Annotated in this window: 20 protein-coding genes and 1 pseudogene; 11 read left to right on the plus strand and 10 right to left on the minus strand. The window is 63.8% G+C overall.

What is annotated here, in order from left to right; translation table 11 throughout:
• The first annotated feature begins 70 nt into the window (after positions 1-70).
• Together tcuA and tcuB are read left to right on the plus strand one after the other, a co-directional pair.
• Positions 71-1462: an FAD-dependent tricarballylate dehydrogenase TcuA gene (gene tcuA, locus Q3C01_RS26185; protein ID WP_458148179.1), complete on the plus strand. Its 1392-nt coding sequence runs from the start codon at positions 71-73 to the stop codon at positions 1460-1462.
• Entirely contained in the window at positions 1449-2549 is a 1101-nt protein-coding gene (gene tcuB / locus Q3C01_RS26190; RefSeq protein WP_458148180.1) for a tricarballylate utilization 4Fe-4S protein TcuB, read from the plus strand. The genes tcuA and tcuB overlap by 14 nt, the downstream gene beginning before the upstream one ends.
• 65 nt (positions 2550-2614) lie before the next feature.
• On the opposite strand, the gene Q3C01_RS26195 is transcribed toward tcuB, so the two are convergent.
• Positions 2615-6019: an acyl-[ACP]--phospholipid O-acyltransferase gene (locus Q3C01_RS26195; protein WP_458148181.1), complete on the minus strand. Its 3405-nt coding sequence runs from the start codon at positions 6017-6019 to the stop codon at positions 2615-2617.
• Between the two features lie 186 nt (positions 6020-6205).
• Complete coding sequence (locus Q3C01_RS26200; protein ID WP_458148182.1) at positions 6206-6538, minus strand: hypothetical protein; 333 nt, start codon at positions 6536-6538, stop codon at positions 6206-6208.
• Positions 6539-6631: 93 nt separating this feature from the next.
• On the opposite strand from Q3C01_RS26200, the gene Q3C01_RS26205 reads away from it, so the two are divergent.
• Entirely contained in the window at positions 6632-7156 is a 525-nt protein-coding gene (locus Q3C01_RS26205; protein WP_458148183.1) for a TetR/AcrR family transcriptional regulator, read from the plus strand.
• An 8-nt stretch (positions 7157-7164) separates the two neighbouring features.
• Here the strand turns inward: Q3C01_RS26205 and Q3C01_RS26210 are convergent, their stop codons facing one another.
• The 4 genes and pseudogenes from Q3C01_RS26210 to Q3C01_RS26225 all read right to left on the minus strand — a co-directional run bounded on the left by Q3C01_RS26210 (position 7165) and on the right by Q3C01_RS26225 (position 11808).
• Positions 7165-7962 carry an EAL domain-containing protein gene (locus Q3C01_RS26210; protein WP_458148210.1) on the minus strand — a complete coding sequence of 266 codons (798 nt, stop codon included), beginning with the start codon at positions 7960-7962 and terminating at the stop codon, positions 7165-7167.
• A 30-nt stretch (positions 7963-7992) separates the two neighbouring features.
• A pseudogene (locus Q3C01_RS26215) lies at positions 7993-9255 on the minus strand (GGDEF domain-containing protein); the annotation flags it as partial.
• Between the two features lie 251 nt (positions 9256-9506).
• Entirely contained in the window at positions 9507-10811 is a 1305-nt protein-coding gene (pncB, locus tag Q3C01_RS26220; RefSeq protein ID WP_458148184.1) for a nicotinate phosphoribosyltransferase, read from the minus strand.
• 67 nt (positions 10812-10878) lie between these two features.
• On the minus strand, positions 10879-11808 hold the full coding sequence (locus Q3C01_RS26225; RefSeq protein ID WP_458148185.1) for a LysR family transcriptional regulator: 930 nt from the start codon (positions 11806-11808) through the stop codon (positions 10879-10881).
• 92 nt (positions 11809-11900) lie between these two features.
• Here Q3C01_RS26225 and pcaH point away from each other — a divergent pair, with 92 nt between their 5' ends.
• From pcaH to Q3C01_RS26240, 3 genes are all read left to right on the plus strand, one after another.
• Positions 11901-12701, plus strand: coding sequence for a protocatechuate 3,4-dioxygenase subunit beta (gene pcaH / locus Q3C01_RS26230; protein ID WP_458148186.1), 801 nt, complete (start codon positions 11901-11903; stop codon positions 12699-12701).
• Between the two features lie 4 nt (positions 12702-12705).
• On the plus strand, positions 12706-13332 hold the full coding sequence (gene pcaG, locus Q3C01_RS26235) for a protocatechuate 3,4-dioxygenase subunit alpha (RefSeq protein ID WP_458148187.1): 627 nt from the start codon (positions 12706-12708) through the stop codon (positions 13330-13332).
• Positions 13333-13472: 140 nt separating this feature from the next.
• Positions 13473-14957 (plus strand): ATP-binding protein, encoded by a 1485-nt coding sequence (locus Q3C01_RS26240; RefSeq protein ID WP_458148188.1) that lies wholly within the window; start codon positions 13473-13475, stop codon positions 14955-14957.
• Between the two features lie 807 nt (positions 14958-15764).
• Here the strand turns inward: Q3C01_RS26240 and Q3C01_RS26245 are convergent.
• Positions 15765-16667, minus strand: coding sequence for a helix-turn-helix domain-containing protein (locus Q3C01_RS26245; RefSeq protein ID WP_458148189.1), 903 nt, complete (start codon positions 16665-16667; stop codon positions 15765-15767).
• Between the two features lie 51 nt (positions 16668-16718).
• Here Q3C01_RS26245 and pobA point away from each other — a divergent pair, with 51 nt between their 5' ends.
• A complete protein-coding gene (gene pobA / locus Q3C01_RS26250; protein WP_458148190.1) occupies positions 16719-17891 on the plus strand; it encodes a 4-hydroxybenzoate 3-monooxygenase in 1173 nt (390 codons plus the stop codon).
• 88 nt (positions 17892-17979) lie between these two features.
• Here the strand turns inward: pobA and Q3C01_RS26255 are convergent, their stop codons facing one another.
• The 3 genes from Q3C01_RS26255 to Q3C01_RS26265 all read right to left on the minus strand — a co-directional run bounded on the left by Q3C01_RS26255 (position 17980) and on the right by Q3C01_RS26265 (position 21962).
• Positions 17980-20124 carry a CHASE2 domain-containing protein gene (locus Q3C01_RS26255; protein ID WP_458148191.1) on the minus strand — a complete coding sequence of 715 codons (2145 nt, stop codon included), beginning with the start codon at positions 20122-20124 and terminating at the stop codon, positions 17980-17982.
• Between the two features lie 18 nt (positions 20125-20142).
• Positions 20143-20811, minus strand: a complete 669-nt coding sequence (locus tag Q3C01_RS26260; protein ID WP_458148192.1) for a hypothetical protein — start codon at positions 20809-20811, stop codon at positions 20143-20145.
• A gap of 173 nt (positions 20812-20984) precedes the next feature.
• Positions 20985-21962 (minus strand): helix-turn-helix domain-containing protein, encoded by a 978-nt coding sequence (locus Q3C01_RS26265; RefSeq protein ID WP_458148193.1) that lies wholly within the window; start codon positions 21960-21962, stop codon positions 20985-20987.
• 480 nt (positions 21963-22442) lie between these two features.
• Between Q3C01_RS26265 and Q3C01_RS26270 the strand changes: the two genes are divergently transcribed.
• From Q3C01_RS26270 to Q3C01_RS26285, 4 genes are read left to right on the plus strand one after another with little or no spacing between them, the layout of a single operon-like run.
• On the plus strand, positions 22443-23465 hold the full coding sequence (locus tag Q3C01_RS26270) for a formylglycine-generating enzyme family protein (RefSeq protein ID WP_458148194.1): 1023 nt from the start codon (positions 22443-22445) through the stop codon (positions 23463-23465).
• 3 nt (positions 23466-23468) lie between these two features.
• Entirely contained in the window at positions 23469-25175 is a 1707-nt protein-coding gene (locus Q3C01_RS26275; RefSeq protein WP_458148195.1) for an arylsulfatase, read from the plus strand.
• Positions 25176-25183: 8 nt separating this feature from the next.
• Complete coding sequence (locus Q3C01_RS26280; RefSeq protein ID WP_458148196.1) at positions 25184-25429, plus strand: DUF3302 domain-containing protein; 246 nt, start codon at positions 25184-25186, stop codon at positions 25427-25429.
• Positions 25426-26367, plus strand: coding sequence for an HlyD family secretion protein (locus tag Q3C01_RS26285; RefSeq protein WP_458148197.1), 942 nt, complete (start codon positions 25426-25428; stop codon positions 26365-26367). Before Q3C01_RS26280 ends, Q3C01_RS26285 begins: the two co-directional genes overlap by 4 nt.
• The last annotated feature ends 9 nt before the right edge of the window (positions 26368-26376 follow it).

The raw sequence follows: 26376 nt of genomic DNA on the forward strand, positions 1-26376 counted from the left end.
TGACTGCCAGTTGACCACGGCAGCCGGCGGGCAGAATGTCTCTAACTTGGCGTCCCACCTGGCAGGCGGCATGAGCAAAAAATACGATGTGCTGGTGATCGGCGGCGGCAATGCGGCGCTCTGCGCGGCGATCGCCGCGCGGCGCGGCGGCGCCTCGGTCATCGTGCTCGAAGGCGCGCCGAAATTCTATCGCGGCGGCAACACCCGCCACACCCGCAACATGCGCTGCGCCCATGACGCGGCGACCGAGATCCTGACAGGCCCCTACACTGAAGAAGAGTTCTGGAAGGACCTGCTGCTGGTGACGGGCGGGCAGACCGACGAGGAGCTGGCGCGTCACATGATCCGGGAGTCCAAGAACATCCTGAACTGGATCGTGGAGCAGGGCGTGCGCTGGCAACCCTCGCTCGGCGGCACCCTCAGCCTCGGCCGCACCAATTCCTTCTTCCTCGGCGGCGGCCGGGCGATGCTGAATGCCCTGTATCTGACCGCCGAGCAGCTCGGCGTCGAGATCCACTATGATGCCGAGGTCATCGATCTCGTGATCGAGGACGGCATGTTTCTGGCCGCGAGTCTGAAGCGGCCGATCGATGGGCTAGCCGAGATCCGCGCGACGTCGCTGGTCGCCGCTGCAGGCGGCTTCGAGGCCAATATCGAATGGCTGAAGGAATACTGGGGCGATGCCGCCGACAATTTTCTGATCCGCGGCACGCCCTATAACCGCGGCTCCATCCTGAAGATGCTGCTTGCCAAGGGCGTGCAGGAGGTCGGCGATCCCACCCAGTGCCACGCGGTCGCGATCGATGCGCGGGCGCCGAAATTCGACGGCGGCATCATCACACGGCACGACTCCGTCGTGTTCGGCATCGTCGTCAACAAGCACGCGCAGCGCTTCCACGATGAGGGTGAGGACATCTGGCCGAAGCGTTACGCGATCTGGGGCCGGCTGGTCGCGGCACAGCCGGACCAGATCGCCTACATCATCTTCGACTCGACCGTCGTCACGAGTTTCATGCCGACGCTGTTTCCGCCGATTGCGGGGCAGACGGTTGCCGAGCTCGCCGGCAAGCTCGATCTCGATCCGCTCGCACTGGAAAAGACCGTCACCGACTTCAACGCTGCGGTGCGGCCCGGCACTTTCGACCACACCATCCTCGACGACTGCCGCACCGAGGGCATCGCGCCGCCGAAGACGCATTGGGCGCGGCGGATCGAGACGCCGCCCTATCTCGCCTATCCGGTGCGCCCCGGCATCACCTTCACCTATCTCGGCACGCGTGTCACCAAGGAGGCACGCATGTTGATGAAGGACGGCAAGCCATCGGCCAACATGTTCGCGGCCGGCGAGATCATGGCCGGCAATGTGCTGGGCAAGGGCTATGCGGCGGGCATCGGCATGACCATCGGCAGCGTATTCGGGCGGATCGCAGGACGGGAAGCGGCGAAACATGCACGGAACTAGGATTCTTGACGAAGCCGACCGTCTGATGACGGTCTGCAATTCCTGCCGCTACTGCGAGGGCCTGTGCGCGGTGTTTCCCGCGATGGAGATGCGCCGCGCGTTCTCCGACGGCGACCTCAACTACCTCGCCAATCTCTGCCATGCCTGCGGTGCCTGCTACGTCGATTGTCAGTTTTCGCCGCCGCACGAGTTCAATGTCAACGTCCCGAAGACGCTCGCCGTCGCCCGCGCGGAGTCCTATGCGGCCTATGCCTGGCCGCGGGCGTTGTCCGGCGTGTTCGCGCGCAACGGTCTCGTCATCAGCGTCATGGCTGCGATCAGCATGGCTGTGTTCATCCTCGGCTTTGCTGCCGCGCACGACCGTGACGTGCTGTTCGGCATCCACACTGGCCCCGGTGCCTTCTACAGGCTGATGCCGCACAACGCGATGGCGGCACTGTTCGGTGCCGCGTTCCTTTACGCGATCCTGGCGCTGGTGATGAGCGTTCGCGCGTTCTGGCGCGACATCGGCGCGCCGATCGGCGGCCGCGCGGATGGTGGCTCGATCTTTCAGGCGATCCGCGATGCCGGCGAGCTCCGCTATCTCCATGGCGGCGGGGTCGGCTGCTACAATGAGGACGACCGGCCGACCGACCGACGCAAGCTCTACCATCACCTCACATTCTACGGCTTCCTCTTGTGCTTCGCCGCGACATGCGTCGGCACGCTCTATCATTATCTGCTGGGACGCGAGGCGCCATATCCGTGGTGGGATTTGCCGGTCGTGCTGGGCACGCTCGGCGGTATCGGTATCGTCGTCGGACCGATCGGGCTCCTTGTTGCCAAGAGAGACCGCGATACTGCACTGCTGGATGAAGACCGCTACGGCATGGATGTCGGCTTCATTGCCATGTTGTGCCTGACCGGCATCACTGGCCTCGCGCTGCTGGTCCTGCGTGAGACCGCCGCGATGGGGCCGCTGCTGGCGCTGCATCTCGGCGCAGTGTTCGCGCTGTTCATCACCATGCCCTATGGCAAGTTCGTGCACGGCATCTACCGCTTCGCGGCCCTGATGCGCTACGCGCAGGAACGGCGCACCGGGGGGTGAGCCGTCAGCTCAGCTTTAAGCGGCCGTCGCGCAGGAAGCCCGCGCGGCGCCTGTTTCAGGCTTCGTCACGCCACCTCGCGTTCCGCCCCGGCCGCAAGCTCGCGGGCCACCGCGGTCGCCGCGACATAGTCGGTCTTGCCGGTGCCGAGCAGCGGCACCTTGTCGACGACATGGATTGTGCCGGGAACCGCGAGTTCTGACGCGCCGGTCGCCTTGGCCTGGAGCTGTAGCGCGCTGCGTTCGGCGTGTTTCTCCGTCGTGAGCAGAACGATGCGCTCGCCCTTGCGCTGGTCGGGGATCGACACGGCAACCGAGATGGCCTGCGGCCACACTGCAGTTGCCATCGCCTCGACGGCCGAAAGCGAGACCATTTCGCCTGCGATCTTGGCAAAACGTTTGGCGCGTCCCTTGATGGCGATGAAGCCGGCGGCGTCGATTGCTACGATATCGCCAGTATCATGCCAGCCGTCGGCCAGCGGCTCGAGCACGCCTGGCTTCTCCGCCCGGAGATAGCCGAGCATGACGTTCGGTCCGCGCACCGAGAGGCGGCCACCTTCCTCGATGCCGGGGACCGGGTCGAGGCGGTATTCCATCAGCGGCGACAGGCGTCCGACCGTTCCCGGGCGGTTCGCCATCGGCGTGTTCATGGCCAGCACCGGTGCCGTTTCTGTCACGCCATAGCCCTCGAGGATGCGGATGCCGTAGCGCTCCATGAAGACCTGGCGCGTGCGGTCCTTCACCGCTTCGGCGCCAGCCAGCACCAGGCGCAGCGTGCGGAAGTCGTAGGCATGCGCCGAGCGCGCATAGCCGGTGAGGAATGTATCGGTGCCGAACAGGATGGTGGCGCCGGTCTGGTAGATCAACTCCGGCACGATCCTGTAGTGCAGCGGCGAGGGATACATGTAGATCGGAATTCCCGCGAGCAGCGGCATCATCATTCCGCCGGTCAATCCGAAGGAATGGAACACCGGCAGCACGTTGAACACCTTGTCGTTGGCATTGGCATCGACCCGCGCCAGCGCCTGCGCGGCATTCGCGAGGATGTTGCGATGGGACAGCACCACGCCCTTGGGCGTGCCCTCCGAGCCCGACGTGAACAGTACGACGGCCGGATCGTTCGCCTCGCGGGCGACGCGCGGCGCAGTACCAGCAAGAAGACCCTTGACCTTGTCGATCGCACCGATCGAGGCGCGGACATCCTCGAGATAGACGACGCGGGCCTCAGCCGAGATCGCAGCCATCAGCTTGTCGAGCTTGCCCTTCTCGATGAAGGCCCTTGAGGTCAGCACGGTGCGGACTTGCGCTGCCTTCATTGCCGCGAGCACGTTGACGGAACCGGCCGAGAAATTCAGCATCGCCGGCACGCGTCCGATAGTCTGCAGCGCCATGAAGACGACCGCCACGCCTGCCGAATTCGGCAGCAGCACGCCAACATTCTCGCCGACAGCGGTGCCGGCTTCGAGCTTGCGGCTCAACACCTGCGCACCGAGGATCAGCTTGCGATAGGTCAGCTTGGTGCCCAGCGCGTCCTCGATCACCGGCTTGCCGGTGTCGCGATCGCGATGCGCGTGCGCCAGGCCCTCGAACAGGGTCTGGTCGAGCATCGCCGTCTTGACGATGGCATCGATCATGACGTCCTGGAGTGCGGCGCCCGCGGCGTTGCGGCGGATCTTGCCCTTCAGCGCCGGATCGACCTGCAACTTCACCGGCGGCAGGATCGAGACGGTCACCTTGGGAAACCACGAGCGCTTGATCTCGCCATTCTTGAGATAGCTGAGGCTCGAGCGCTGCGCCCCCTCGATGCGAACGGGCACGACGACCGCGTCGGCCTTGTCGGCGATCATCGCGGTGCCGTCATAGACCTTCATGAGCGAGCCGGAGACCGTGATACGGCCTTCCGGAAAGATCACGACCGGTTCTCCGGCGGCGACCAGCTTGACGAGATCGCGCGCTGCCAGCGGCTTGGTCGGATCCATGGTGTAGTGCCGGATCATCTTGAGGAAGGGCTTTGCCCACCACGCCTTCGAGATTCCGGTGTCGACGGCGAAGCAGGCGTCGATCGGCAGGATCGCATGCAATAGCGGGCCGTCGATCAGGCTGACATGGTTCGGCGCGATCAGCATGCGCGTGCCGGCCGGCGGCAGATTCTCGAGCCCCCGAACCTCGGTGCGGAAAAGCGCACGGAACAGCAGCGCGCCGAAATCGCGCACGCCTTCCTTGCCCCATTTTTTCAGCACGAACCACACCGAGCCAAAGCTCGCGATGCCGAGGCCGAAGAAGATCCAGCCGATGTGAAGGCCAGCCGACTGGAGCAGCGCGACGAACAGCGAGCCGACCACCATGAAGGCGGCCTGGAGCACGTTGCCGGCGGCAATCACGCGGGCGCGCTCGGACGGCGCAGACCAGGCCTGCACGGCGGCGAAGGAGGGAACGACGAACAGTCCGCCGGCAAAGGCGAACAGTGCGAAGTCGAACAGCATGCGCGCACCTGAAACGGAGCTCGCGAACGTGAGGGGCGAGATGTCGTGGCCCTGCGCGGCGATGCCGATGGCCCAGGCGAGATCGAGACCGACGATTCCCATGATGATGGCGCCGATCGGCACCAGCGCAAGGTTCGGACGCTCATGGCTCAGACTTGCCGCAAAGAGAGAGCCCGCAGCAATGCCAATCGCGAAGACGGCGAGGCACAGCGTCACCACGCCTTCGGTGCCGCCGACCACATCCTTCACCAGTGCGGGCAACAGCGACAGCACAATGGCGCCGACAAGCCAGAACCAGGACACGATCACCGTGCCGTCCCAGAGCCTGCGTTCCGCGTAGAGATTTTTCAGCAGGCCGAAGGTCGAGGTCCAGGGATTGGCGGTGATAGGAAGCTCGGGCGCGGACGGCGTGGTGGCCGGAATGCGGGAGGCGAACGCCCAGGACAACAGCGCGAGCACGACAACGGCGGAAGCAACGAGGCCCATATGCGAGGAGCCTGCCGCGAACTGGCCGCCAGCGACCGTGCCGAGCAGGATCGCCATGAAGGTCGCGCCTTCCACCAGCGCGTTGCCGGTTGCGAGCTCGCCGATCTCGAGTTGATCGGGAAGCATGGCGTACTTCACCGGCCCGAACAGCGCGGCGATGACGCCGAACAGCGCAAGCGCCGCGAACAGCAGCGGGACCGAATGCAGGAAGAAGCCCGCGGCGGCAAAGCATGCAGCAAAGATCTCGGCGAATTTGAGCCGTCGCGCGACCACCGACTTGACGTACCGGTCGGCGAGTTCGCCGCCGAGGCCCGACAGGATGAAATAAGGGAAGATGAACACTGCGCCGGCGACCGTCACGAGCGCGTCGCCGTGTCCGCTCGCAGCCCCGTACAGCAGGATGATGACGAGTGCATTCTTGAGCACATTGTCATTGAGCGCTGAGAAGAATTGCGCCCCGAACAGCGGCGCGAAACGGCGTGAAGTCATCAATTGCCTGATCATGACTAGTCCTGTTTCAAAATATCAGCCTGAGGTTGCAGCCCGGGGATACCGCGAAGACCCATAGGAAAGGTTGAACCGCACCGCCGATGCTCGCGTGAGAGGCTCGAATATCTGGACATGGTGATCGTTTTGTTGACACGGGCTCCTGTATTCGAGCGAGCGGACACCCGGTCCGGCCCCATGGCCTCAGGTCAGATTGGAGAAGTGGCGGAACGGCGAGATATGGCGGAACAGGCTCAGCCTGCGGCCTTCGCGCCGGGCGCGCTCCCGGCTTTCACGCCACATCCGGAACGCCGCGCGGCGCTCGGCGAGCACGCCCGCAATGTCACAGGCATTCGCGATGCGATCGATCGGGGCCATCAACACACGGAGGACGGTCCGGCCGAGGCCGAGGACGAGAGCCGCGGCGTCTTCAACGAAGGTGGTCGCGATATCAACAGCGAGGGTTTGCATTTTGCAGATCTCCAAGGTAATTGAACAATGTTCAAAATGGATACCAGAAACGTGAGCAATGCTCAAGAAAAATCTTTACGTGACCGCAAGAAGGGCGTCAGGCGGCGGTTGATGCTGACCATTGCCCGCGCGATAATTTCGTCTAAGGGTTTGATATCATTGAAAGTTCGTGACGTCGCGGAGGCTGCCGACTGCTCGATCGGCAGCGTCTATAACGAGTTCGGCGACTTCGATGGGCTGATCCTGACCGTTAACCGGGAGACCGTGCAGGCGCTGACTGAGCGCCTTGGGGCGGTCCCGGCGGACGACTCGATCAGCCAGCTCCACGGACTGGCGGCGGCCTATCTCGAATTCGCCACCGAGCACGCGAACCTGCTGCGGTCGCTGTTCGAGCATCGAATGGAGGATGATCGCCCATTTCCCGAGGACATCCTCATCATGGTCATGCAGGCTTTCGCACTGATGCATCCCCCGCTGGTGCGCCTCTTGCCCGATTGGGACCAGGAGCGGATCGCGCTGTTATCGCGCATCCTGTTCTCCGCGGTGCACGGGATCATCTCGCTCGGTCTCGAAGAGCGCATGGTCGCCGTGCCGCCGCAGAACTTGCGCCAGCAAGTCGCGCAATTCGTCGACACCCAGCTTGCCGGCCTCGGCATCGTGCCGGTTCGCTCGCCGAACGATTGAGCGGTGCCTCACGCCACCTCGCGCCGCCGCGGCTCGGCGGCGGCGATCTCGAAGAATGCCGCATCGAACGGCCGCGGGGGCCCGATGGCGTAACCTTGCGCATAATCGATGCCGATGCTGCGCACGGCCTCCAGGATGGCGGCAGTCTCGACGAACTCGGCGATGGTGCGGATGCCCATGATCTTGCCGACGCGGTCGATCATCTCGACCATTGCGCGGTCGACCCGATCGGTCAGAACGTCCCGGACGAAGCCGCCGTCGATCTTGAGATAGTCGATCGGCAGCCTCTTCAGATAGCCGAAGGACGACATGCCGCTGCCGAAATCGTCGAGCGCGAAGCGGCAGCCGGTGCGCCTGAGCGCGGAGATGAAATGGCTTGCCCAGTCCAGATTCGAGATCGCCTTGGTCTCGGTGATCTCGAAGCAGATGATGTCGGCGGGAATGCGGTTGGCGCGGAGCTGCTCCTGGACGAACTCGACGAAACCTTCGTCGGCAAAGGTCTGGCCGCAGAGATTGATGGAGCAGGTCGCGATCACCGTGGCCTGCGGCTCGCGCAGGCTCTCCGCGAGACGCCGGAAGGCATCGCGCACCACCCAGCGGTCGATCAGCGTCATCAGCCCGTAGCGCTCCGCGGCGGGAATGAACTCGCTCGGTGGGATGATCCGTCCCGAAGGATCTTTCAGGCGCAGCAGCAATTCGACATGGCGGCCAGCGGGATTCTTCTCCTGCAGCGGCGCGATCTCTTGCGCGTAGAGGCAGAAGCGGTCGTTCTCGAGCGCCTCCTGAATCCGGTGCACCCAGGTCATCTCGTCGACGCGCTGCAAAAGCTCGACGTCGCGTGAATGATAGAGCTGGATACGGTTTCGTCCCTTCTCCTTCGCGCCGTAGCAGGCGACGTCGGCCTGCCGCAGCGCTTCCTCGACGGCAATCTGCGCGCCCGAGATGCAGGCAAGGCCGATGCTCGCGGTCACGGCAAAGGTCCGTTCCCCCCAGTTGAAGGAGAACTTCTCGATCGCACCCCGGAGCTGCTCGGCGCGGTCGGCCGCCGCGAACGCGGTGCAGCCGCGGACGATCAGTCCGAACTCGTCACCACCGAGACGCGCGACGACGTCGGAGGATTTGCCATGGCGTTGCAGCAGGTTTGCGACATCGCGCAGCAGGCGGTCGCCGGCGGGATGGCCGCACGTATCGTTGACGACCTTGAACTGGTCGAGATCGAGCAGCAACAGCGCCAGCGGTGCGTCGCCGGCGCCGAGCCTGCGCAGCTCGCGCTTCAGGCATGCTTCGAAGGCGCGCCGGTTGGCAAGTCCGGTCAGCCAGTCGTGCGAGGCCTGCCACGCCAGGCGCTCCTTCTCGGCACGCAGCGCGTCCTCGAACGATTGTCGTTGCAACACCAGGCGGCGGGTGTGCCAGGCCAGGAGCAGGATCAGGATCGCGGCCGTTGTGATGTTCACGAAGGTCAGGATCAGTTTGATCGTGCGTGAGCCTTCGCCGAGCACGGTGGAGAAGCGGATGGCGTGCGCGGTGAACTGCCGGTTCAGTTCCGACAGGCGCGACGACAGCACTTGCAGCCGGGCGTCGTCCGGCGGTGCGCCATTTTTCAGCTCCGCCTGAATCGCCTCGCCGAACACGCTGAGCTCCAGCAGCATGGGATCGGTAGCGGTCCATTCCCGGATCGCCGCGTTGAAGAAGCTGACGCCGCTGAAGTGGCGGAACAGCCAGATCATTCCGGGGATGTCGTCCGGATGGTTGCCGCCCTGGAGGAATCCAATGCGGGCGGTCTCGACGTCGACCGGGTCGCGTTCGAGCGCCCATCGTCCAAATTCATCGCCGATGGGAACGGCGAGCGAGGCCTGATACTGCTGGAACAGTTCCGGCTCGCCCGAATGCAGATAGAGATTGAGGAAATAGACCGCGTTCTTCTGCGAGCGCGACCACATCGCTTCGCCTGCAACATAGGCGCGAACCGACGACATGACCTCGAGGCTGACGCCGGCAACGGCCGCTTGCAGCAGCACCACCGCGACGAACGGCGAGACCAGCCTGATCACGTGAAGGAAGCTGCGTCCCCTCATCGAAGCGGCGGCTCTGCGCAACACTCTGCGTTCCCCAATCCGTCGTCGTCCCAAGCGGAGCGATCCGCTTGCAACGCAGAGTAGGCGCTTCGGACCTTAACTCGGCCTGAAAATGTCAGGGGAACAGAGATGACGGTAAATGCGCTGTGAAACCTGCGGTAGGAGATCGACGAAAATACCGCGAGGCCGGAACTTGTCGGTAACATGCTGGCGCGCGCCGCGGATTCTCCAGGCGCAATTCATCCGATGGAACGCTCCCGCAGTTCCGCGAGGCGTCAGACCAGCACGGCCTTGCGCACGCGGCCGGCATCGCCGAACACGCGCAAGTAACGTTCAATCTCGGACGGCATTCCGGTTGCCTTCTCCGGATTGTCGGACAGTTTGACGGCCGGACGTCCGTCGACCGACGTCACCTTGCAGACGAGCGAGATCGGATCGAGGTTGACCGAACCGTCGGGCGGGCAGCCGACGAAATCATTGGTGAGGTTGGTGCCCCAGCCGAAGGAGAGGCGCACCCGGCCAGAGAAGTGATGGTATGTTTCCTCGATCGATCCGACATCCATCGCGTCGGAAAAGACGAGCAGCTTGTCCCGGGGATTGCGGCCCTTCTTCTCCCACCATTTGATGATCTCTTCGCCGGCCTGGATCGGCGGCGCGCTGTCGGGGCGGAAGCCGGTCCAGTCGGCAACCCATTCCGGCGCATCGCGCAGGAAGGCTTTGGTGCCGAAAGCGTCGGGCAGCGCGATCAGGAGGTTGCCGCCATAGGTCTGGCGCCACTGGTCGAGAATGCGATAGGGCGCAAAGCGCAGCTCCTCGTCGTCCTTGGCGAGCGCGGCCGCCACCATCGGCAGTTCGTGCGCATTGGTGCCGATCGCCTCGAGATCATTGTCCATGGCGAGCAGGACATTGGAGGTGCCGATGAAGGATTGCCCGAGCCCTTCCTTCACCGCCTCGACGCACCAGCGCTGCCAGAGGAAGCCGTGGCGACGGCGCGTGCCGAAGTCTGACAGGCGAAGATTCTCGAGCTGGCGGAGCCGCTCGACCTTGGTCCAGAGCTTCGCCTTGGCGCGGGCGTAGAGCACGTCGAGCTCGAAGCGGCCACGGCCCTTGATCGCCGCGCGCGAGCGCAGCTCGTTGAGGATCGCGAGCGCCGGGATCTCCCACATCGTTGTGTGGGTCCATGGGCCGTGGAAGTGCAGCTCGTACTGGCCGTCGACCTTGCGCAGCTCGTATTCGGGCAAGCGGAATTCGGCGAGCCAGCGGATGAAGTCGGCCGAGAACATGTGGGTCTTGCCGTAGAAGGTGTTACCGGCAAGCCAGATCAGCTCCTTCTTTGTGAAGCGGATGGTGCGGGCATGATCGAGCTGTGCGCGCAGCTCGCCCTCGTCGATGGTCTCGGCAAGGCGCACATGGCGCGAGCGGTTGATGACCGAAAACGTCACCTTCTGATCCGGGTAGAATTCCCGAATCATCTGTAACATCAACAGCTTGTAGAAATCGGTATCGAGCAGGCTGCGGACGATCGGGTCCAGCCGCCAGCTGTGGTTATAGGTTCGGCTCGCAATATCGGTCACGGTCATGGCCGAATTCTAGCGTGGCCGGTGCGGCGCAACCAGTGGGTTTGGCGGGGGCCAGGCCACTCCGTGTTCATGCCCCCGCGGCGGTCGTCGCCACCGCCTCGAGCTGGCCGCGGATCCAGCGATGAGCCGGGTCCTTCTGGTAGCGCTGGTGCCAGACCATGAACATCGGCAGCTCGGCGAGTGTCCTTGCGCGTGAGGTGAGCGGAATGTGCACATGCGCGAAGTCGCGCATCAGGCCGTCCGCAAGCAGGCTCGGCATGCTTGCCAGCATGTCCGAGCGGCGCAGGAAGGACGGCACGCCGGAGAAGCTCGGCACAGATATCGCGATGTCGCGGTGGAAACCGTTTGCCGCTAGCCTGCGGTCGAAGTCGAGCCGTTCGTTGTCGGTATAGACCACGGTGACGTGGCGCGCGTCGAGATAGGCATTGCGCGTTGCCGGCGCCGAACGGACAGTTCGGTCGTAGTAGCAGACGTAGTGATCTCGCAGCAGGCGCTTCTGCACGATGTCGATGCCGGACGGCGGCAGCGGGCTGATCAGGAGGTCGCAGCGGTTTTCGCGCAACATGGCAGGCGAGGGGGATTGCGAGGGGATCACGCGCAGGTTCAGGCTCTTCACCTGGGCCGCGACATGGCCGAAAAAGCGCGGCAGCAACAGATCGCGCTGGAAGTCATTGGCGGCGATCGTCAGCGACAGGTGCGCCGCTTTCGGCTCGAAGGTGACACCGCCGGCAAAGCTCCGCATCTCGTCGATCAGCGCGCGCGCCTTGGCAGCCAGCGCCTGGGCGTGCGCGGTGGCGACGATGCCGCGGCCGGATTTGGCGAACAGGGGATCGCCGGCGATGCGCCGCAGCTTCTTCAAGCCATGGCTGACGGCGGATTGTGTGAGGCCAAGCCGGGTCGCGGCCCCCGTCACCGAACCTTCTTCCAGCACGGCGAGGAACAGCGACAGCGAATGGCCGTCGAGGGCCAAATGATCGATTTCTTTCATGAGATACATTATAATTCATCTATTTATCTTGAGAATAGGTCGGCGCATCCTCTCCCGATAAGCCGCGCGCCAGATCGGGCGCCAGAGGGAGACAACGCCAGATGACTGCCCAGGCCGCTCGTATCGCAGCCGCACAGGACGCCGCCCGCCTCAATCGCCCAGAGCCGTTCACGCCGCCGCTTGGCGATGGCGGCTTCTTCCAGCGCGACCGTTCCATCCACCCGCCGGCGCATGCGCCCGGCTACAAATCCTCGGTGCTGCGCTCACCGCGCCAGTCACTGCTTTCGCTGGAGAACTCGCTCTCTGAGATCACTGGACCCGTATTCGGTCACAACGACCTCGGGCCGCTCGATAATGACCTGATCCGCAACTATGCCAAGGACGGCGATCCCATCGGCGAGCGCATCATCGTGCATGGTCGGGTGATCGACGAGACCGGCCGCGGCGTACCGAACACGCTGGTCGAGTTCTGGCAGGCCAATGCCGGCGGCCGCTACCGGCACAAGAAGGACACGTACCTGGCGCCGGTCGATCCGAATTTCGGCGGCTGCGGCCGCGCGCTGACCGACGACAGCGGCTATTATTACTTCCGTACCATCAAGCCCGGCCCCTATCCATGGCGCAACTACGTCAACAGCTGGCGCCCGGCGCACATCCACTTCTCGGTATTCGGCTCGGGCTTCGCGCAGCGGCTGATCACCCAGATGTACTTCGAAGGCGACCCCCTGATCCCGGTCTGCCCGATCCTCACGACGATCCCGGACAAGGACGCGCTCGATCGTCTCGTCGCGCCGCTCGATCTCAATGCCAGTACGCCATTCGACTCGCTCACCTACCGCTTCGACGTCGTGCTGCGCGGGGCGCGCTCCACCTATTTCGAAAATCGCCCGGAAGGAAACTAAAGCCATGGCGCAGCCGCTCAACTACCTGAAGGAAACCGCTTCCCAGACCGCCGGGCCCTACGTCCATATCGGATTGATCCCTGGCATGGCCGGCTTCGACATCTTTGAGAAGAACTTCTCCAACGTGCTCGTGACGCCGAACACCAAGGGCGAGCGCATCACGCTGGAGGGCCGCGTGCTCGACGGCACCGGCACGCCGCTGCGCGACGTGCTGCTGGAGATCTGGCAGGCCAATGCGGCCGGCCGCTACAACCATCCGGCCGACCGCTCGGCCGGAGCACTGGACGAGGACTTTCGCGGCTGGGGGCGCGCGGGTTCGGATTTCGAGAGCGGGCTGATCACCTTCGAGACGATCAAGCCGGGCGCGATCACGGATAAAGCGGGACGCAAATGTGCCCCGCACGTCACTGTCTGGATCGTCGCCCGCGGCATCAATATCGGCCTGAACACGCGGCTCTATTTTTCGGATGAAGAGGCTGCCAACGCCGCCGATCCCGTACTCAATCTGATCGAGCAGCCGGTGCGGCGGTCGACCCTGATCGCTGAGCGTAGCGAGCGCGCCGGTAAGGTCGTGTACTCCTTCACGATCAATCTACAGGGGCCCGAGGAGACCGTGTTCTTCGACGTCTGATAGTCCTCCATAACCCACGAAGGCCGGCCTCATCGGATGGTGAGGCCGGCTTTTTTGCTGAGGCCCCCCGCCGCTGATCGCCCATTCCCGTCATCCGCCCGAGCCGATACGATGGCTCATTCTGGGGCCGGAGCAGGGCCATGAGAAAGCGCGCAAGGGCAGGCGGGCCGAGCAAATCGGGCAGCCGTACGGCGAAGACGAAAAAGCGACGCGGCGCGCCGAACGCGTCGCGCGTTGCCGTTTTCGCGCGGGCAAAACCCGAAGCAACGCAGCTTGCCCTCGAGCTCAAGGAAGCGCGAGAGCGGCAGGCTGCGACGGCGGAGGTCCTGCGGCTCATCTCGGACGCGCCGACCGATCTTCCGCGTGTGTTCGACCGGATCGTCAGGAATGCGGCGCGGCTCTGCCACAGTGTTCTCAGCGCGGTCTATCGCAGCGACGGCGAGCGCGTTCATCTTGTCGCCTACGACCAGTTCTCGCCGGAATCGATCGCAGCGGTGCAGAAAGCCTACCCGGCGCCGATCACCAGCGGAAACCTCATCTCGGTCGCCGTTCGCGAGCGGCGCGTCGTGCACGAGCCGGACGTGCTCCTCTCCGGCGGATACAGTGAATTGCAGCGGACGTCGGGCTACCGCAGCATCCTCGTGGTGCCGATGCTTCGCGACGAGGTCGCAATTGGCGCCATCGCCGTCATGCGGCTCGTGCCGCAGCTATTCCCAAAGGCACAGGTCGAATTGTTGAAGACCTTCGCGGGACAAGCGGTCATCGCGATCGAGAACGCGCGGCTCTTCACCGAGGTGCAGGAGCGCACACGACAATTGTCGCAATCGCTTGACGAACTGCGCGCCGCCCAGGACGGTCTCCTGCAAACGGAGAAGCTCGCCGCTTTGGGACGGCTCGTGGCGGGCGTCGCGCACGAGATCAACACGCCCGTCGGCACCAGCCTGACGGTCGCCTCCGCCTTCGCCAACAAGGCCAACCGCCTTGAAGCCGACGTCGCACGTGGCGATCTGCGTCGCTCGACCCTCAACGAATTTATCGCAGCCAGTCGCGAGGCGGCATCGCAGATCATCATCAACCTCAATCACGCAGTCGATCTGATCCAGTCGTTCAAACAGGTTGCGGCCGATCGCAACGTGTCGGATCGCAGGCGCTTCGATCTCGGCGAGGTCACCGAGCAGGTCGTCAAGGGACTGCGCTCGGGCCTACGCAGCGAAAATCTTTTGGTCAGGGTCGAATGCGAACCCAATCTCGCGATGAACAGCTACGCCGGGCCTTACGGTCAGGTGCTCACCAATCTCGTGATCAACTCCGCGGTGCACGCCTTTCCGGACGGCGTGCGCGGATCGGTTCATATCGCGGCGCAGGCGCTCGGCAAGGACAAGGTCGAGGTGCTGTTTTCGGACGACGGCTGCGGCATGACCGCCGAAGTCAGACGTCAGGCGTTCGATCCGTTCTTCACGACAAGACGCGACCAGGGCAGCACCGGTCTCGGACTGCATATCGTCCACAACATCGTGACCAGCCGTCTGGGCGGCCGAATCAAGCTCGAGACCGAGCCCGGCGCCGGAACGACATTCCGCATCATCGTGCCGCGCGAAGCTCCACCGGAATTCGTGGCAAAATGAATGGGACCGGTTGATCCGGTCCTCATCCGTCCCCCCACGATCGCGGTCACGGCCCCCGCAATCGCGTCGGGCTCACACGCTGTTCGCCGCCGTATGAAGGCGAAACGCGCGGCCCACAACGTCTTCAAACACTGCGAAGACTACGTCGGCCTTTGTTTAGGCCAAATTTCGCCAAAATGGCATTGGCCCTTAAGCGCCGGGGCAGGACTGTTCAATATGGAGTCCTGCATGTTTAAATTTGTTCTTGTTGCGTCTTTCCTTGTCGTGACCAGTTCGGTCGCTGCGGAAGCACGTCCTTCCCGCACCAGCACGGCACCGGAATGCAATGTGACGATGCCGTGCGACTTCTCGTTTTCTCAAGTGCGTCGGGGGGAAGTTTCGCCGGACACGCGACGAACGCGCCTCGCGATGCGAGGAGCCGTCGCTAACGCTCAAGCCGCAGTGACACAGGTGAATGTGTCCGGCCCTCAGATTGTCGGCGGTCGCCCGTCCGGGTGTCCGCGGAATTTCTGCGGTTGCGGCGCAGCGCTGCACGTCTTCGGCCGCATCGTCCCGGAATTGAACCTTGCGGCCAATTGGCTGCGCTTCCCGCGGACATCGCCCGCACCGGGAATGGTTGCGGCAAGGCGCGGACACGTCTTTGTCTTGGAGCAACACCTCCAAGACGACATGTGGATGGCGTACGATGCCAATTCAGGCGGCCGGTCAACGCGAATTCACGCGCGGTCACTGCGAGGCTACACGGTCGTCAACCCGCACGCGACGTGACGAAAATTGCCGCCAGGGAGCTCCCCAGCATAGAGATCATCATTCATCGCCATGGAGCTGCGCGCGAAATGCGCGCGGCGAAAGTCCGGTTGCAACGGTGTAGACCCGGCTGAAGTAGGCGGGATCCTCAAAGCCGAGCGCGTAGGCGATCGTCGACACCGGCAGGTTCGTGTAGACGAGGTTGCGCCGCGCCTCGCGGATCAGCCGGTTGAGGATCAGATGTGAAGCTGTGTCTCCGGTGGCGGTGCGCGTGATCCGGTTCAGATGGGTCGGCGTCACTGACAGCGCCTTGGCATAGTCTGCAACGCTCCAGCGTTCGAGATGGTGCGCTTCGAGCAACGCCTCGAATCGACGGAACAGGTCGGAGTCCGCTGAGCCGCTGCCGCCGCTCTTGCCGGCGAGCTCGCGTGCCACGAGGCCGATCACCGCCGCCGACAGCGCGCGCAGCACATGCGCGCGGCCGAAGTTGCGGCCGGCGTGCTCGGCAAAGATCTGTTTCATGGTGGTGCGGATCTGCGGCGTGCCGCGCACCACGGCGGATTGAGAAAGCGCGGCGCGCAGGCCTTCCGAGGCCAGCAGCGCCTCGTCGAGAATTTCGGCGGCGATCGTCAGCACCCAGCCTTGAGTATCAGGCACGAAGCGGAAGCCGTGGACGTGGCCGATCGGCACGTTGACGATCTGCGACGGCTTCAGCGGCACCACGCGCCCGTCGAGCGTCGCCTCGCCGCCGCCGCGCTCGATCAGCAGTACCTGGTGCAGCCGCGCGTGGCGGTGCACGGCCAGCGTCCAATCATGCTGCACCGAGCGGGAGGCGATGGTCTCGCAATGCACGACGTCGGGCAGATCGCCGGATTCGCCGAACAGATTGTAGACCTTGATGGTTGATGTCGAGGGGGCAGGAGGCATGTTCGAATTGTACAAGACAAAGGCCGATCCCTCCATCCGTTTGCCGCGCGAAATTTGCGAAAAACTCGTAAACGGGAGGACGGGAAAATGAAAGTTCAGGTCTGTATCATCGGCGGCGGCCCGTCGGGATTGCTGTTGTCCCAGCTCCTGCACCTGAAGGGCATCGACACGGTCGTGCTGGAGAAATACAGCCGTGACCATGTGCTCGCCCGCATCCGTGCCGGCGTGCTGGAGCGCGGCTTTGCCGAGCTGATGCGCGAGGCGCAGTGCGGCGAGCGGATGGACCGTGAGGGCGAGATCCACAACGGGTTCGAGATCGCCCATGACGGCGTGCTCTCCCATATCGACCTCCACAAACATTCCGGAGGCAATTCGGTGCTGGTCTACGGCCAGACTGAACTGACGCGCGATCTCTACGAGGCGCGCGACCGTCTCGGCGGCAAGGTCGTCCACGATGCCGAGGACGTCACGCCGCATGATCTGAAGTCGGACAGGCCGTTCGTGACCTATCGTGCGAACGGGGAGACCATCCGCGTCGACTGCGACTACGTCGTTGGCGCCGACGGCTTCCACGGCGTCAGCCGCAGGTCGATCCCGAAGGATGTGCTGCGCGAATATGAGAAGGTTTATCCGTTCGGCTGGCTCGGCGTCCTGTCGCGCACCAAGCCGGTTTCGCCGGAGTTGATCTATGTGAAACACGAGCGCGGCTTTGCGCTCTGCTCGCTGCGCTCGCAGGTCCTCAGCCGCTACTACATCCAGGTGCCGCTTACCGACAAGGTCGAGGATTGGTCGGACGATGCGTTCTGGGCCGAGTTAAAGCGACGTTTGCCGGACGAGGTCGCCGCGCGTCTGATCACAGGACCGTCGATTGAGAAGAGTATCGCACCCCTACGCAGCTTCGTCGCCGAGCCGATGAGCTATAGCCGGCTTTTCCTCGCTGGCGATGCTGCCCACATCGTGCCGCCGACCGGCGCGCGCGGGCTCAACAGCGCAGCCTCCGACATCTACTATCTCTATCACGCGATGCTCGCGCATTATCAGAAGGGTGACGATTCCGGCCTTGAGGGCTATTCAGCCAAGGCGTTGGCGCGGATCTGGAAGGCGCAACGCTTCTCCTGGTGGATGACCATGATGCTGCATCGTTTCCCGGATCGTCTGGAATACGAGGACAGGCTGCAGCAGACCGAGCTGGAATATTTGTTCTCGTCCGAGCCGGCGCAGCGCGTGCTCGCGGAAAATTATGTCGGCCTGCCGTTCTAGGAGGCGACGATTTGTGGACGGATTAGGCCGCGGCACCAGTGCTTTCAGCTCTGCCGTTGTGAGAGAAGGCGGCTCGACGCGCTTGGTGCTACTTGCCTTCCAGCGTGTTCACCGGCGTCCAATCTGCCGGTGGTGGGTTAATCGCAAATTCGCTTGCGCGCTTTGCGAACAGTGCTGACGATGCATCGGCTGCAGCTACATTGCTGAAGCAAGCTGCGGCCTTCGCGAATTCGCGCGCGCGCCAGTACGCTAGCCCCTCGGCATAGCCTTTTGCCGTCTTTGCCTGCTCTGCCGTCTCCGCGCCTCGCGCGGCCAGCGGCTCATAGACCCTGATCGCCTCGTCACGGCCCTTGACACGGACCGCGTCCAGCTCGCGCCAGACAAACTTGTCGGAGGTTTGCCCGACCGTCATTTCGGAGGCCATGATCGAGCTCGCGAAGTATTTGTTGGCGCCTTCGAGGCGCGAGGCGACGTTCACGGTATCGCTCATGACAGTATAGTTGAAGCGCCGGCGCGAGCCGATATTGCCGACCACGGCCTCTCCGGTGTTGAGGCCGATGCGGTGCGCGAGGCTTTCGAAGGCGACGTGGCTGCGGTTGAGCTCGTCGAGTCGCGCGCTGCAGGCAAGCGCGGCGCGGACGGCATTGCTGGCATGATCGGGATCGGCGACCGGGGCGCCGAACACGGCCACGATGGAATCGCCGATATATTTGTCGACGTAGCCGCCATGGCTTTCGATAACGTCGGTCATGGCGGAGAGGTACTCGTTCATCAGCGCGACCAGCTCGCTGGGTGCCATCTTCTCGGCGATCGCGGAGAAACCGGCGAGGTCCGAGAAGAACACGGTGACGTTGCGCATCTCGCCGCCGAGCGCCGGCATCTTGCCGGAAGCCATCATGCTCTCGATCACCTGTGGGGCGAGGTAGAACGCAAAACTCCTGCGCAGGAAGCGTTCATCGCGGTCGGCGATCACGAAACGGTAGCCGATCATCATGGCGCCGGCGGCAAGCCCTGCGAGTGCCGGCTCGGTCAGCGGCAAGGCCTGCCCGCGAGCGAACAGGCTCACCGCGCAAGCGGTGTAGACGGCTATGAGTGCAATATAGGCGAACGCGGCGCCGCCCGGCGCAAGCAGGCAGGAAGCGAATGCGATGATCCCCGCGATGGCGATCGTGAGAATTGTGCGCATGGGAAAGCCGAGCTCGCTCACCGCATCGCGCTCCATCAGGTTGCGCACGACGGTCGCGTGGATAAAGACGCCGGCGATGTCGCTGCGTGCTGCCGGTGCCGTCCGTGAAGGAGCGGGCAGGGCGCATCGCGGTGCGGGCGTGCCGTCATAGCCACCGGCAAGACGCAGCGAGGTAAGCTTGCGGTCATCGGCGTTGAGCACGCTGCCGAGAATGACGACCTTGCCATCGAAGGCGCGGCGGAAGAACTCGCCATCGCCCTTTTCGAGGCAGGCGCGCAGATCCGCGAAGGAAAACTTCGGAATATCGCGGCCGGCGCCGCGGAAATTGAGCGTCAGCGTGTTCGGTTCAGCGCTCGGGATCGCGTAGTCCGCAAGCGTCATGGCGCCGTCTCGCGCGAGCTCGGGTTTCGCGCCGAGCGCGCGTGCGGCCAGCTCGACCGCCATCGCGGGGACCTGTTTGTCGTCGATGGTGAACGCAAGCGGCATTCGCCGGATGACGTCGTCGGGATCGGTGTTGACGTTGAGCGCACGGATATTGCCCTTCACCGCCAATTGCTGTGCGCGATAGGGAACGTCCGGACGGACGTTGCTCAGGGTCTCGCCGAGCACAAGCTTGCCGGCATCGGACGCTTTGCGCAGGGCGATCAGGTAGTCCCGGTCGAAGCCCTTCATGCGGTCGCCGAGCGGCGCATCGCCAAAGGGAATCTCCGACTGCTCGATCGAACTCTGAAAGATCACGTCGAAGCCGATTACCTTGGCGCCGCCGTCGAGCACGGCGCCAATCACCCGCCCGATCTCGCGCGTCCAGATCAGCGTCGGCGAGCCCTTGAAGGGCAGGGTGTTGTAGGTTTCGTCGTCGATTCCGATGACCACCACGGGCGAGGCAGAGACATCGCGACCATCGCCGAACAGCCTCTCGCGCAGCGCCGTCAAGATGTCGAGCGAGAGCCCTTGCAGCGTATTGAGAGGCGGTGAGGTGAAGACGGCGCCTGTGAGGAGCGCGATCACGATCGCCGCAACGATGTCCCGCCTGCCGATCCCTCGCATCGCCCCGTCGTGCGCCGCTTATTCGAAACGCAGCAGCCGGCCGACGATCGGCGTCGCAGACGAAGTCGCGTGAGCGTCGACCTGGAAGGTATAGCGCCGCGCGCCGAGGGTCGCGAGATAGGTGCCGCCGGGGGTCAGCGTCTTGCCGGCCTTTGCGAAGTCGTAGAACTTGCCGGCGACCAGACTATCGCTCTTCAGCGGTACGGTGATCGTTGGCTCCTTGCCGTCTGTGCGCTCGACGACCAGCGTGCCGCCGCTCTTGGCCTGGATCAGCGGCGAGACGCCGTAGATCGTGGTCAGTGTTGCCGGCGGACCCTTCGTGTCCACGCGCACGTTGCGGAAGGTGGTTGCCGCGCTCTGGTTGGCCTCGCGCTCGGAGAGCTGCGCGGCGTTGGCGTCGCAGGGCACCTTGACGCGCTGGACGTCACCGAGCTGCACCGAGCTCTGCTCGGCGCCGACGAGGACGACCCCGCCGGTGATGGTCTCGCGCCAGCATGATTTGAGATAGCCGAGCACGAGCGTGCCCTTTGGGCCGAGCTTGATGACCTTGCCGGGTGCCACGTAGTCCATGAATTCGACCCCGTCGACCTTGCCCTGCACGTCCTCGACGATTGCGGCGGGAGTTTCGGCCCATGCGGGCGCCACGAGGCAAAACACGCCGGCCATGGCACCGATCAGGCGTCTCATGAGCTTCTTATCCAATTCAAAAGGTCCCTGGCACCGCCGCTAGCAGGGGAAGGCCGCTGGAAATGTGACCAGAATCACTCTTGTTATTGGTGCACTTTATTCGGGATAGGTTCAATGCGAAGCACGCACGGCGTGATGCCGCACTCGGCCAGGAAGCCCCTTGCCGGCCGCCATCAAAGTCGCCGATCGACGAGTTCGCCGACCGGCACGCCCAACGTCTGCGAGGGATACTCGCCGAACATCGCGCGGTAGTAATGTGAAAACCGTCCAAGCTCGTAGAAGCCCTGCTGCATTGCGACGGTCGCCACCGTGGTCGTGCCGGGAGCGCTTTCGCGCAGGATCGAGTGAATGGCGCACAGGCGCTTGTGGCGCAGGAAGGTCACCGGTCCCACACCGAATACTTCGCTGAAGGCGCGGTGCAGCGAACGACGCGGCACGCCGAGCGCAACGCAGATCTCCGAGATATGGACCGGACGGGTCCCGGCTTCATCCAGATAATCCTCGACCTTGCGGATGATGCGTCGCGCCGACGGCAGCCGCGCGTTTCCGTCCGGCGGCAATGCGGACAGGACGGTCATTCCCATGCACTCGGCGATCGATCGCTTCCAGAACTCGGCTGATGATTCGGACAGGGCCCCGTTATGCGCGCCGAGCTGGAGTACGATCCGGCTCAGTCGGGACGCGGCGACGTGGCCGACGTCAAGATCGGCGCGAAAGTGATTCTTGTGGCGCCAGCTTTCGGGATCAGCAAGCCGCGGCTCACCTCCGAACATCGAGGCGACCTCGTCGAGGTCGAACCGCATCGCCGCATAGGCAGAGGCGCCGTGGAAGATGCCGTCATGCTCTACCAGCGGGGGCATTACCAGCACGTCGGTCGGCCGCATGTCGAACGACCAATGGTTGACCCTGTCTTCCGCCGTCAGCAGCATGCCGATGATCAGCTTGTCGTCGCTGGAAATCCGCTGCGTTCGCATGCCGACGTTGAAGGAGCCGATGCTGAGCGAAAAGTCACCGATGCCGACATGAGACAACGTGCCGCGCAGCCTGCCACGCCCGAGCTGCATCACGTCGACATGCGTCCCGTGCACAGCCTGGTGCAGCCCTTCAAAACCGTCGAGCCTTCGCGAATCAACTAGTAGATGCGTCCCCATTTCGCCAGCCTGATGCCGAAGCGTGTTGATTCTGCGGCAAGTTGCAGTCCTGCGTCATCACGGCGACGCGACGAATGATTTCCGAAGTTGAGGAAAATCTTCCTTGAAATCCACATGAAGGAACTTGGGGTTGCGTGGGGTCGATTGGAAAATTTCGCGTCGCGCGCTAACGCGCGGCGCCTGCACGCGACGCGTGCTGGCACGATTTGCACATCACAACGCGCGAAAGTTGGATTAGCCTTTGCAACCTCAACGATATTCGGTCGCGATCTTCCGCCGAAGGCGGATCACGCGCTGCAAGGTGGCTGCGTGCGCAGTGTCGCGCGCGCAGAGCAAAGGAGGAGAGGGCCCATCGGCTTCTCGAACCTCCGGCAGACATGGGAACCCGACCAATGTGCCGTATGAGATGCGCAAGCCGCAACCGTCGAAATCCCCGGACACCATTACGCTGAGGCAGCGGGAACGATGTGGAGTCTGACCATGTTGCGCGCGGGCATGGATCACTGCGTGTGGCGGCCGGACGACACGCGGAGCGGTGAGATGGTGTTCGTCTCCGGCGACACCTTCCTGATGGGGTCCGACCATCACTATCCCGAGGAAGCGCCGAGCCACCGCGTCTCAGTCGACGGCTTCTGGATCGATCGCACGCCGGTGACCAACCGGCAGTTCAAGGAATTCGTCAACGCGACCGGCCATGTCACCGAGGCCCAGATCGTTCCCGACGCGAAGGACTATCCCGGTGCGGTGCGCGACATGCTCTATGCCGGCTCGCTGGTGTTCTCGCCGCTCCCGCGCATCACCGATCTCAGGGATTGGAGCCAGTGGTGGATCTTCATGCGCGGCGCCAACTGGCGGCATCCTTACGGACCTAAGAGCAACCTCAGGGGGCTCGACGATCATCCGGTCGTTCACGTCTCATATAGTGATGCGCTCGCCTATGCGCACTGGGTGGGCAAGGATCTGCCGACCGAGGCGGAGTGGGAGTTCGCCGCGCGCGGCGGGCTCGACGGTGAGGAATACGCCTGGGGCAACACGCTGACGCCGGGCGGCAGGCACATGGCGAATATCTGGCAGGGAAGCTTCCCTGTCCAGAACCTCGGCGAGGATGGTTTTGAGCGTACCTCGCCGGTCATGGCCTTTCCCCCGAACGGCTACGGCCTTTACGACATGATCGGCAATGTCTGGGAATGGACCTCGGACTGGTGGACGCCGCGGCATCAAGCCGACGCAGCGAAGCCCTGCTGCATCCCGCGCAATCCGCGCGGGGGCCGGGAGGAGGCGAGCTTTGATCCATGTCAACCCGAGATCCGTATTCCACGCAGGGTGCTGAAGGGCGGCTCGCATCTCTGCGCGCCGAACTATTGCCGCCGCTATCGCCCCGCCGCGCGTCACGCCGAGCCGGTCGATACGTCGACCTGTCATGTCGGCTTCCGCTGCGTGGTAAGGCTGCCACAGCACGAACCCGCTGCAACCCATGGAGTGTTCTTTCAAAGCCGGGAGTAAGAAATGACTGACGAAGCCAAGGACAAGAAACAGACGGACAACGACCAGGCGATCAATCGACGTAATCTTCTCCTCGCAACTTCATCTCTGGTCGCCGCGGCCACGTTGACATCGGATGCGCTGGCACAGGGTCAAAAGGCTGCTCCCGCAACAACACCACCAACCTCGGCGGGGCGCAGGCCCAACATCCTCGTCATCTTCGGCGACGACATCGGTCAGACCAATGTTTCCGCCTATTCCTTCGGCGTGATGGGCTATCGCACGCCCAACATCGACCGGCTCGCCAAGGAAGGCATGATGTTCACCGACTACTACGCCGAGCAGAGCTGCACCGCGGGACGGTCGTCCTTCATCACGGGCCAGTGCACGCTGCGCACGGGGCTCTCGAAGGTGGGCATTCCCGGTGCGACCGTTGGCCTGCAGGCGCGCGATGTAACGATCGCCGAAGTTCTAAAGCCGCTCGGTTACGCAACCGGACAGTACGGCAAGAACCATCTTGGCGATCGCAACGAATACCTGCCGACCCTGCATGGTTTCGACGAGTTCTACGGCAATCTCTATCACCTCAACGCCGAGGAGGATCCCGAGAACTGGTTCTATCCGCGCGATCCCGGCTTCCGCGAGAAATTCGGCCCGCGCGGCGTGCTCCGCTGCAAGGCGACCGATCGCGATGATCCGACCGAGCATCCGCGTTTCGGCAGGGTGGGCAAGCAGATCATCGAGGACACCGGTCCGCTGACGCGGAAGCGGATGGAGACGATCGACGACGAAACCTCGGCCGCCGCTATCGACTTCATCAAGCGGCAAGCGCAGGCGAACATGCCGTTCTTCTGCTGGTTCAACTCCACCCGCATGCACTTTCGAACCCACGTTCGCGCCGATCATCGTGACAAGCCCGGCCTGAACTCGAGGACGGAATATGCCGACGGCATGATCGAACACGATGCAACGGTCGGGACGATCCTGAAGGCGCTGGATGATCTCGGCATCGCCAATGACACGATCGTGCTGTACACGACGGACAATGGCCCGCACCAGAACTCCTGGCCGGACGCCGGTACAACCCCGTTCCGCAGTGAGAAGAATACCAACTGGGAAGGCGCATTCCGAGTGCCGTGCCTGATCCGATGGCCCGGCCGCATTGCCGGCGGCTCCGTCTCCAACGAGGTCGTCAGCGGTCTCGACTGGATGCCGACGCTGCTGGCCGCAGCCGGCGAGCCCGACATCAAGCAGAAGCTCCTCACTGGCTACAATGCCGGCGGCAAGACCTTCAAGGTGCATCTCGACGGCTACAACCAGCTTCCTTATCTCACCGGCCATGAGCCGGCCAGCGCGCGAAAGGAGTTCATCTACTTCAACGACGACGGCGATCTGGTCGCGGCGCGGATCGAGAACTGGAAGATCGTCTTCGAAGAGCAGCGCGCGCCGGGCACGATGCGGATTTGGGCCGAGCCCTTCACCAAGCTTCGCGTTCCGAAATTCTTCAACCTGCGCTCCGATCCGTACGAGCGCGCCGACATCACGTCGAACACCTACTATGACTGGCTGATGTCGGATGCTGCCGGCGTCATCGTTGCCGGACCGGCGATCGTTAGCCAGTTCCTGGCGACGTTCAAGGACTATCCGCCAAGCCAGCGCCCGTCGAGCTTCAGCATCGATCAGGTCGTCGAGAAGATGCAGCAGAGCTTCGAAGCTGTGCAGAGCAACTAACGGGCGCCATGAGCGGCTACGACATCTTCGCATGGATCGTGCTGATCATCCTGCTCGCAGTGATCGTGCTGGTGATTTGGCTGATGGGCTCGCTGCCCGGGCACGTCGCGAGACGGCGCAGGCACCCTTACGCCGAGGCCGTCAGCGTCGCCGGCTGGATCACGCTCATCTTCGGTTTTGCGCTGTGGCCTGTCGCGTTGATCTGGGCCTATGTCGACGTGCCTACCCGGCAAACGGAGGAGCCGCGGCCATGATGATTGCGCTGATGGCGCTGTATCTCGCGCTGCTGTTCACCCTGGTCTGGCTCGGCATCATCCGCTTCAACACGTTCTGGAAGACGTCGCCGCTGATCGTGCTTCTCTTGCTCAACCTCGGTCTCTTCATCCCGATGGGCTGGGGCGCGCCCCAGGGGCCCGCCATCGTCGTCCGCAACGCGGTCGCCATCGTGCCTGATGTCGCGGGCGAGGTGACGGATGTCCCCGCCGCCGCCAATACGCCGCTGAAGGCGGGCGACATCCTGTTCAAGGTCGATCCCACCCCTTTCGACGCGCAGGTCAAGGCGATCGAGGCGCAACTCAAGCTCTCGGCCACGCGCCTGTCGCAGATGACGACCCTCTATGAGCGCGACGCGGGGCGCGCCTTCGACGTCGAGCAGCGGCAGTCCGAGGTAGACCAGCTCAAGGCGCAGCTTCAGAGTGCACAATGGAACCTCGACAAAACGACCGTGCGCGCGCCGGCCGACGGCTACGTGACCAACGTCGCGCTGCGCAAGGGCGCCCGCGTCGCAAACCTGCCGTTGTCGCCGGCGATGGCCTTCATCGACACGTCCGATACATTGATTGGCGTCGAGATCGACCAGATCGACGCGCGCTACGTCGCGCCCGGCCAGGAGGTCGAGATCACGTTCAAGTTCGTGCCGGGTCATATCTACACCGGCAAGGTCGAGAGCATTTTGCAGGCGATCGCAAGCGGCCAGACCCAGGTCTCCGGCCAGGCCGTGGTGCCCCGGGAGTTCGCGGCTGCTCCTTTCATCGTCCGCGTCAAACTCGACGACGATGCCTTCGCCAAGGCGCTGCCGGCAGGCAGCACGGGAACGGCCGCCATCTTCACCGACTACGTCAAGGTCAGTCATGTCATTCGCCGCGTGCTGCTGCGGCAGGTGGCGATCCTCAACTACATCAATCCATTCTGAGGGATGCAC

It is taken from the genome of Bradyrhizobium sp. UFLA05-109 (assembly GCF_054185165.1).

Coding starts and splice junctions, on each gene's coding strand:
- Q3C01_RS26225 (WP_458148185.1), bottom strand. CDS start 11,808: ATGTATCTCATGAAAGAAATCGATCATTTGGCCCTCGACGGCCATTCG.
- Q3C01_RS26195 (WP_458148181.1), bottom strand. CDS start 6,019: ATGATCAGGCAATTGATGACTTCACGCCGTTTCGCGCCGCTGTTCGGG.
- Q3C01_RS26260 (WP_458148192.1), bottom strand. CDS start 20,811: ATGAGACGCCTGATCGGTGCCATGGCCGGCGTGTTTTGCCTCGTGGCG.
- Q3C01_RS26240 (WP_458148188.1), top strand. CDS start 13,473: ATGAGAAAGCGCGCAAGGGCAGGCGGGCCGAGCAAATCGGGCAGCCGT.
- pcaG (WP_458148187.1), top strand. CDS start 12,706: ATGGCGCAGCCGCTCAACTACCTGAAGGAAACCGCTTCCCAGACCGCC.
- Q3C01_RS26210 (WP_458148210.1), bottom strand. CDS start 7,962: ATGACCTGGGTGCACCGGATTCAGGAGGCGCTCGAGAACGACCGCTTC.
- Q3C01_RS26280 (WP_458148196.1), top strand. CDS start 25,184: ATGAGCGGCTACGACATCTTCGCATGGATCGTGCTGATCATCCTGCTC.
- pcaH (WP_458148186.1), top strand. CDS start 11,901: ATGACTGCCCAGGCCGCTCGTATCGCAGCCGCACAGGACGCCGCCCGC.
- Q3C01_RS26270 (WP_458148194.1), top strand. CDS start 22,443: ATGTTGCGCGCGGGCATGGATCACTGCGTGTGGCGGCCGGACGACACG.
- Q3C01_RS26285 (WP_458148197.1), top strand. CDS start 25,426: ATGATGATTGCGCTGATGGCGCTGTATCTCGCGCTGCTGTTCACCCTG.
- tcuB (WP_458148180.1), top strand. CDS start 1,449: ATGCACGGAACTAGGATTCTTGACGAAGCCGACCGTCTGATGACGGTC.
- pobA (WP_458148190.1), top strand. CDS start 16,719: ATGAAAGTTCAGGTCTGTATCATCGGCGGCGGCCCGTCGGGATTGCTG.
- Q3C01_RS26265 (WP_458148193.1), bottom strand. CDS start 21,962: ATGGGGACGCATCTACTAGTTGATTCGCGAAGGCTCGACGGTTTTGAA.
- Q3C01_RS26275 (WP_458148195.1), top strand. CDS start 23,469: ATGACTGACGAAGCCAAGGACAAGAAACAGACGGACAACGACCAGGCG.
- tcuA (WP_458148179.1), top strand. CDS start 71: ATGAGCAAAAAATACGATGTGCTGGTGATCGGCGGCGGCAATGCGGCG.
- Q3C01_RS26245 (WP_458148189.1), bottom strand. CDS start 16,667: ATGGAGGGATCGGCCTTTGTCTTGTACAATTCGAACATGCCTCCTGCC.
- Q3C01_RS26255 (WP_458148191.1), bottom strand. CDS start 20,124: ATGCGAGGGATCGGCAGGCGGGACATCGTTGCGGCGATCGTGATCGCG.
- pncB (WP_458148184.1), bottom strand. CDS start 10,811: ATGACCGTGACCGATATTGCGAGCCGAACCTATAACCACAGCTGGCGG.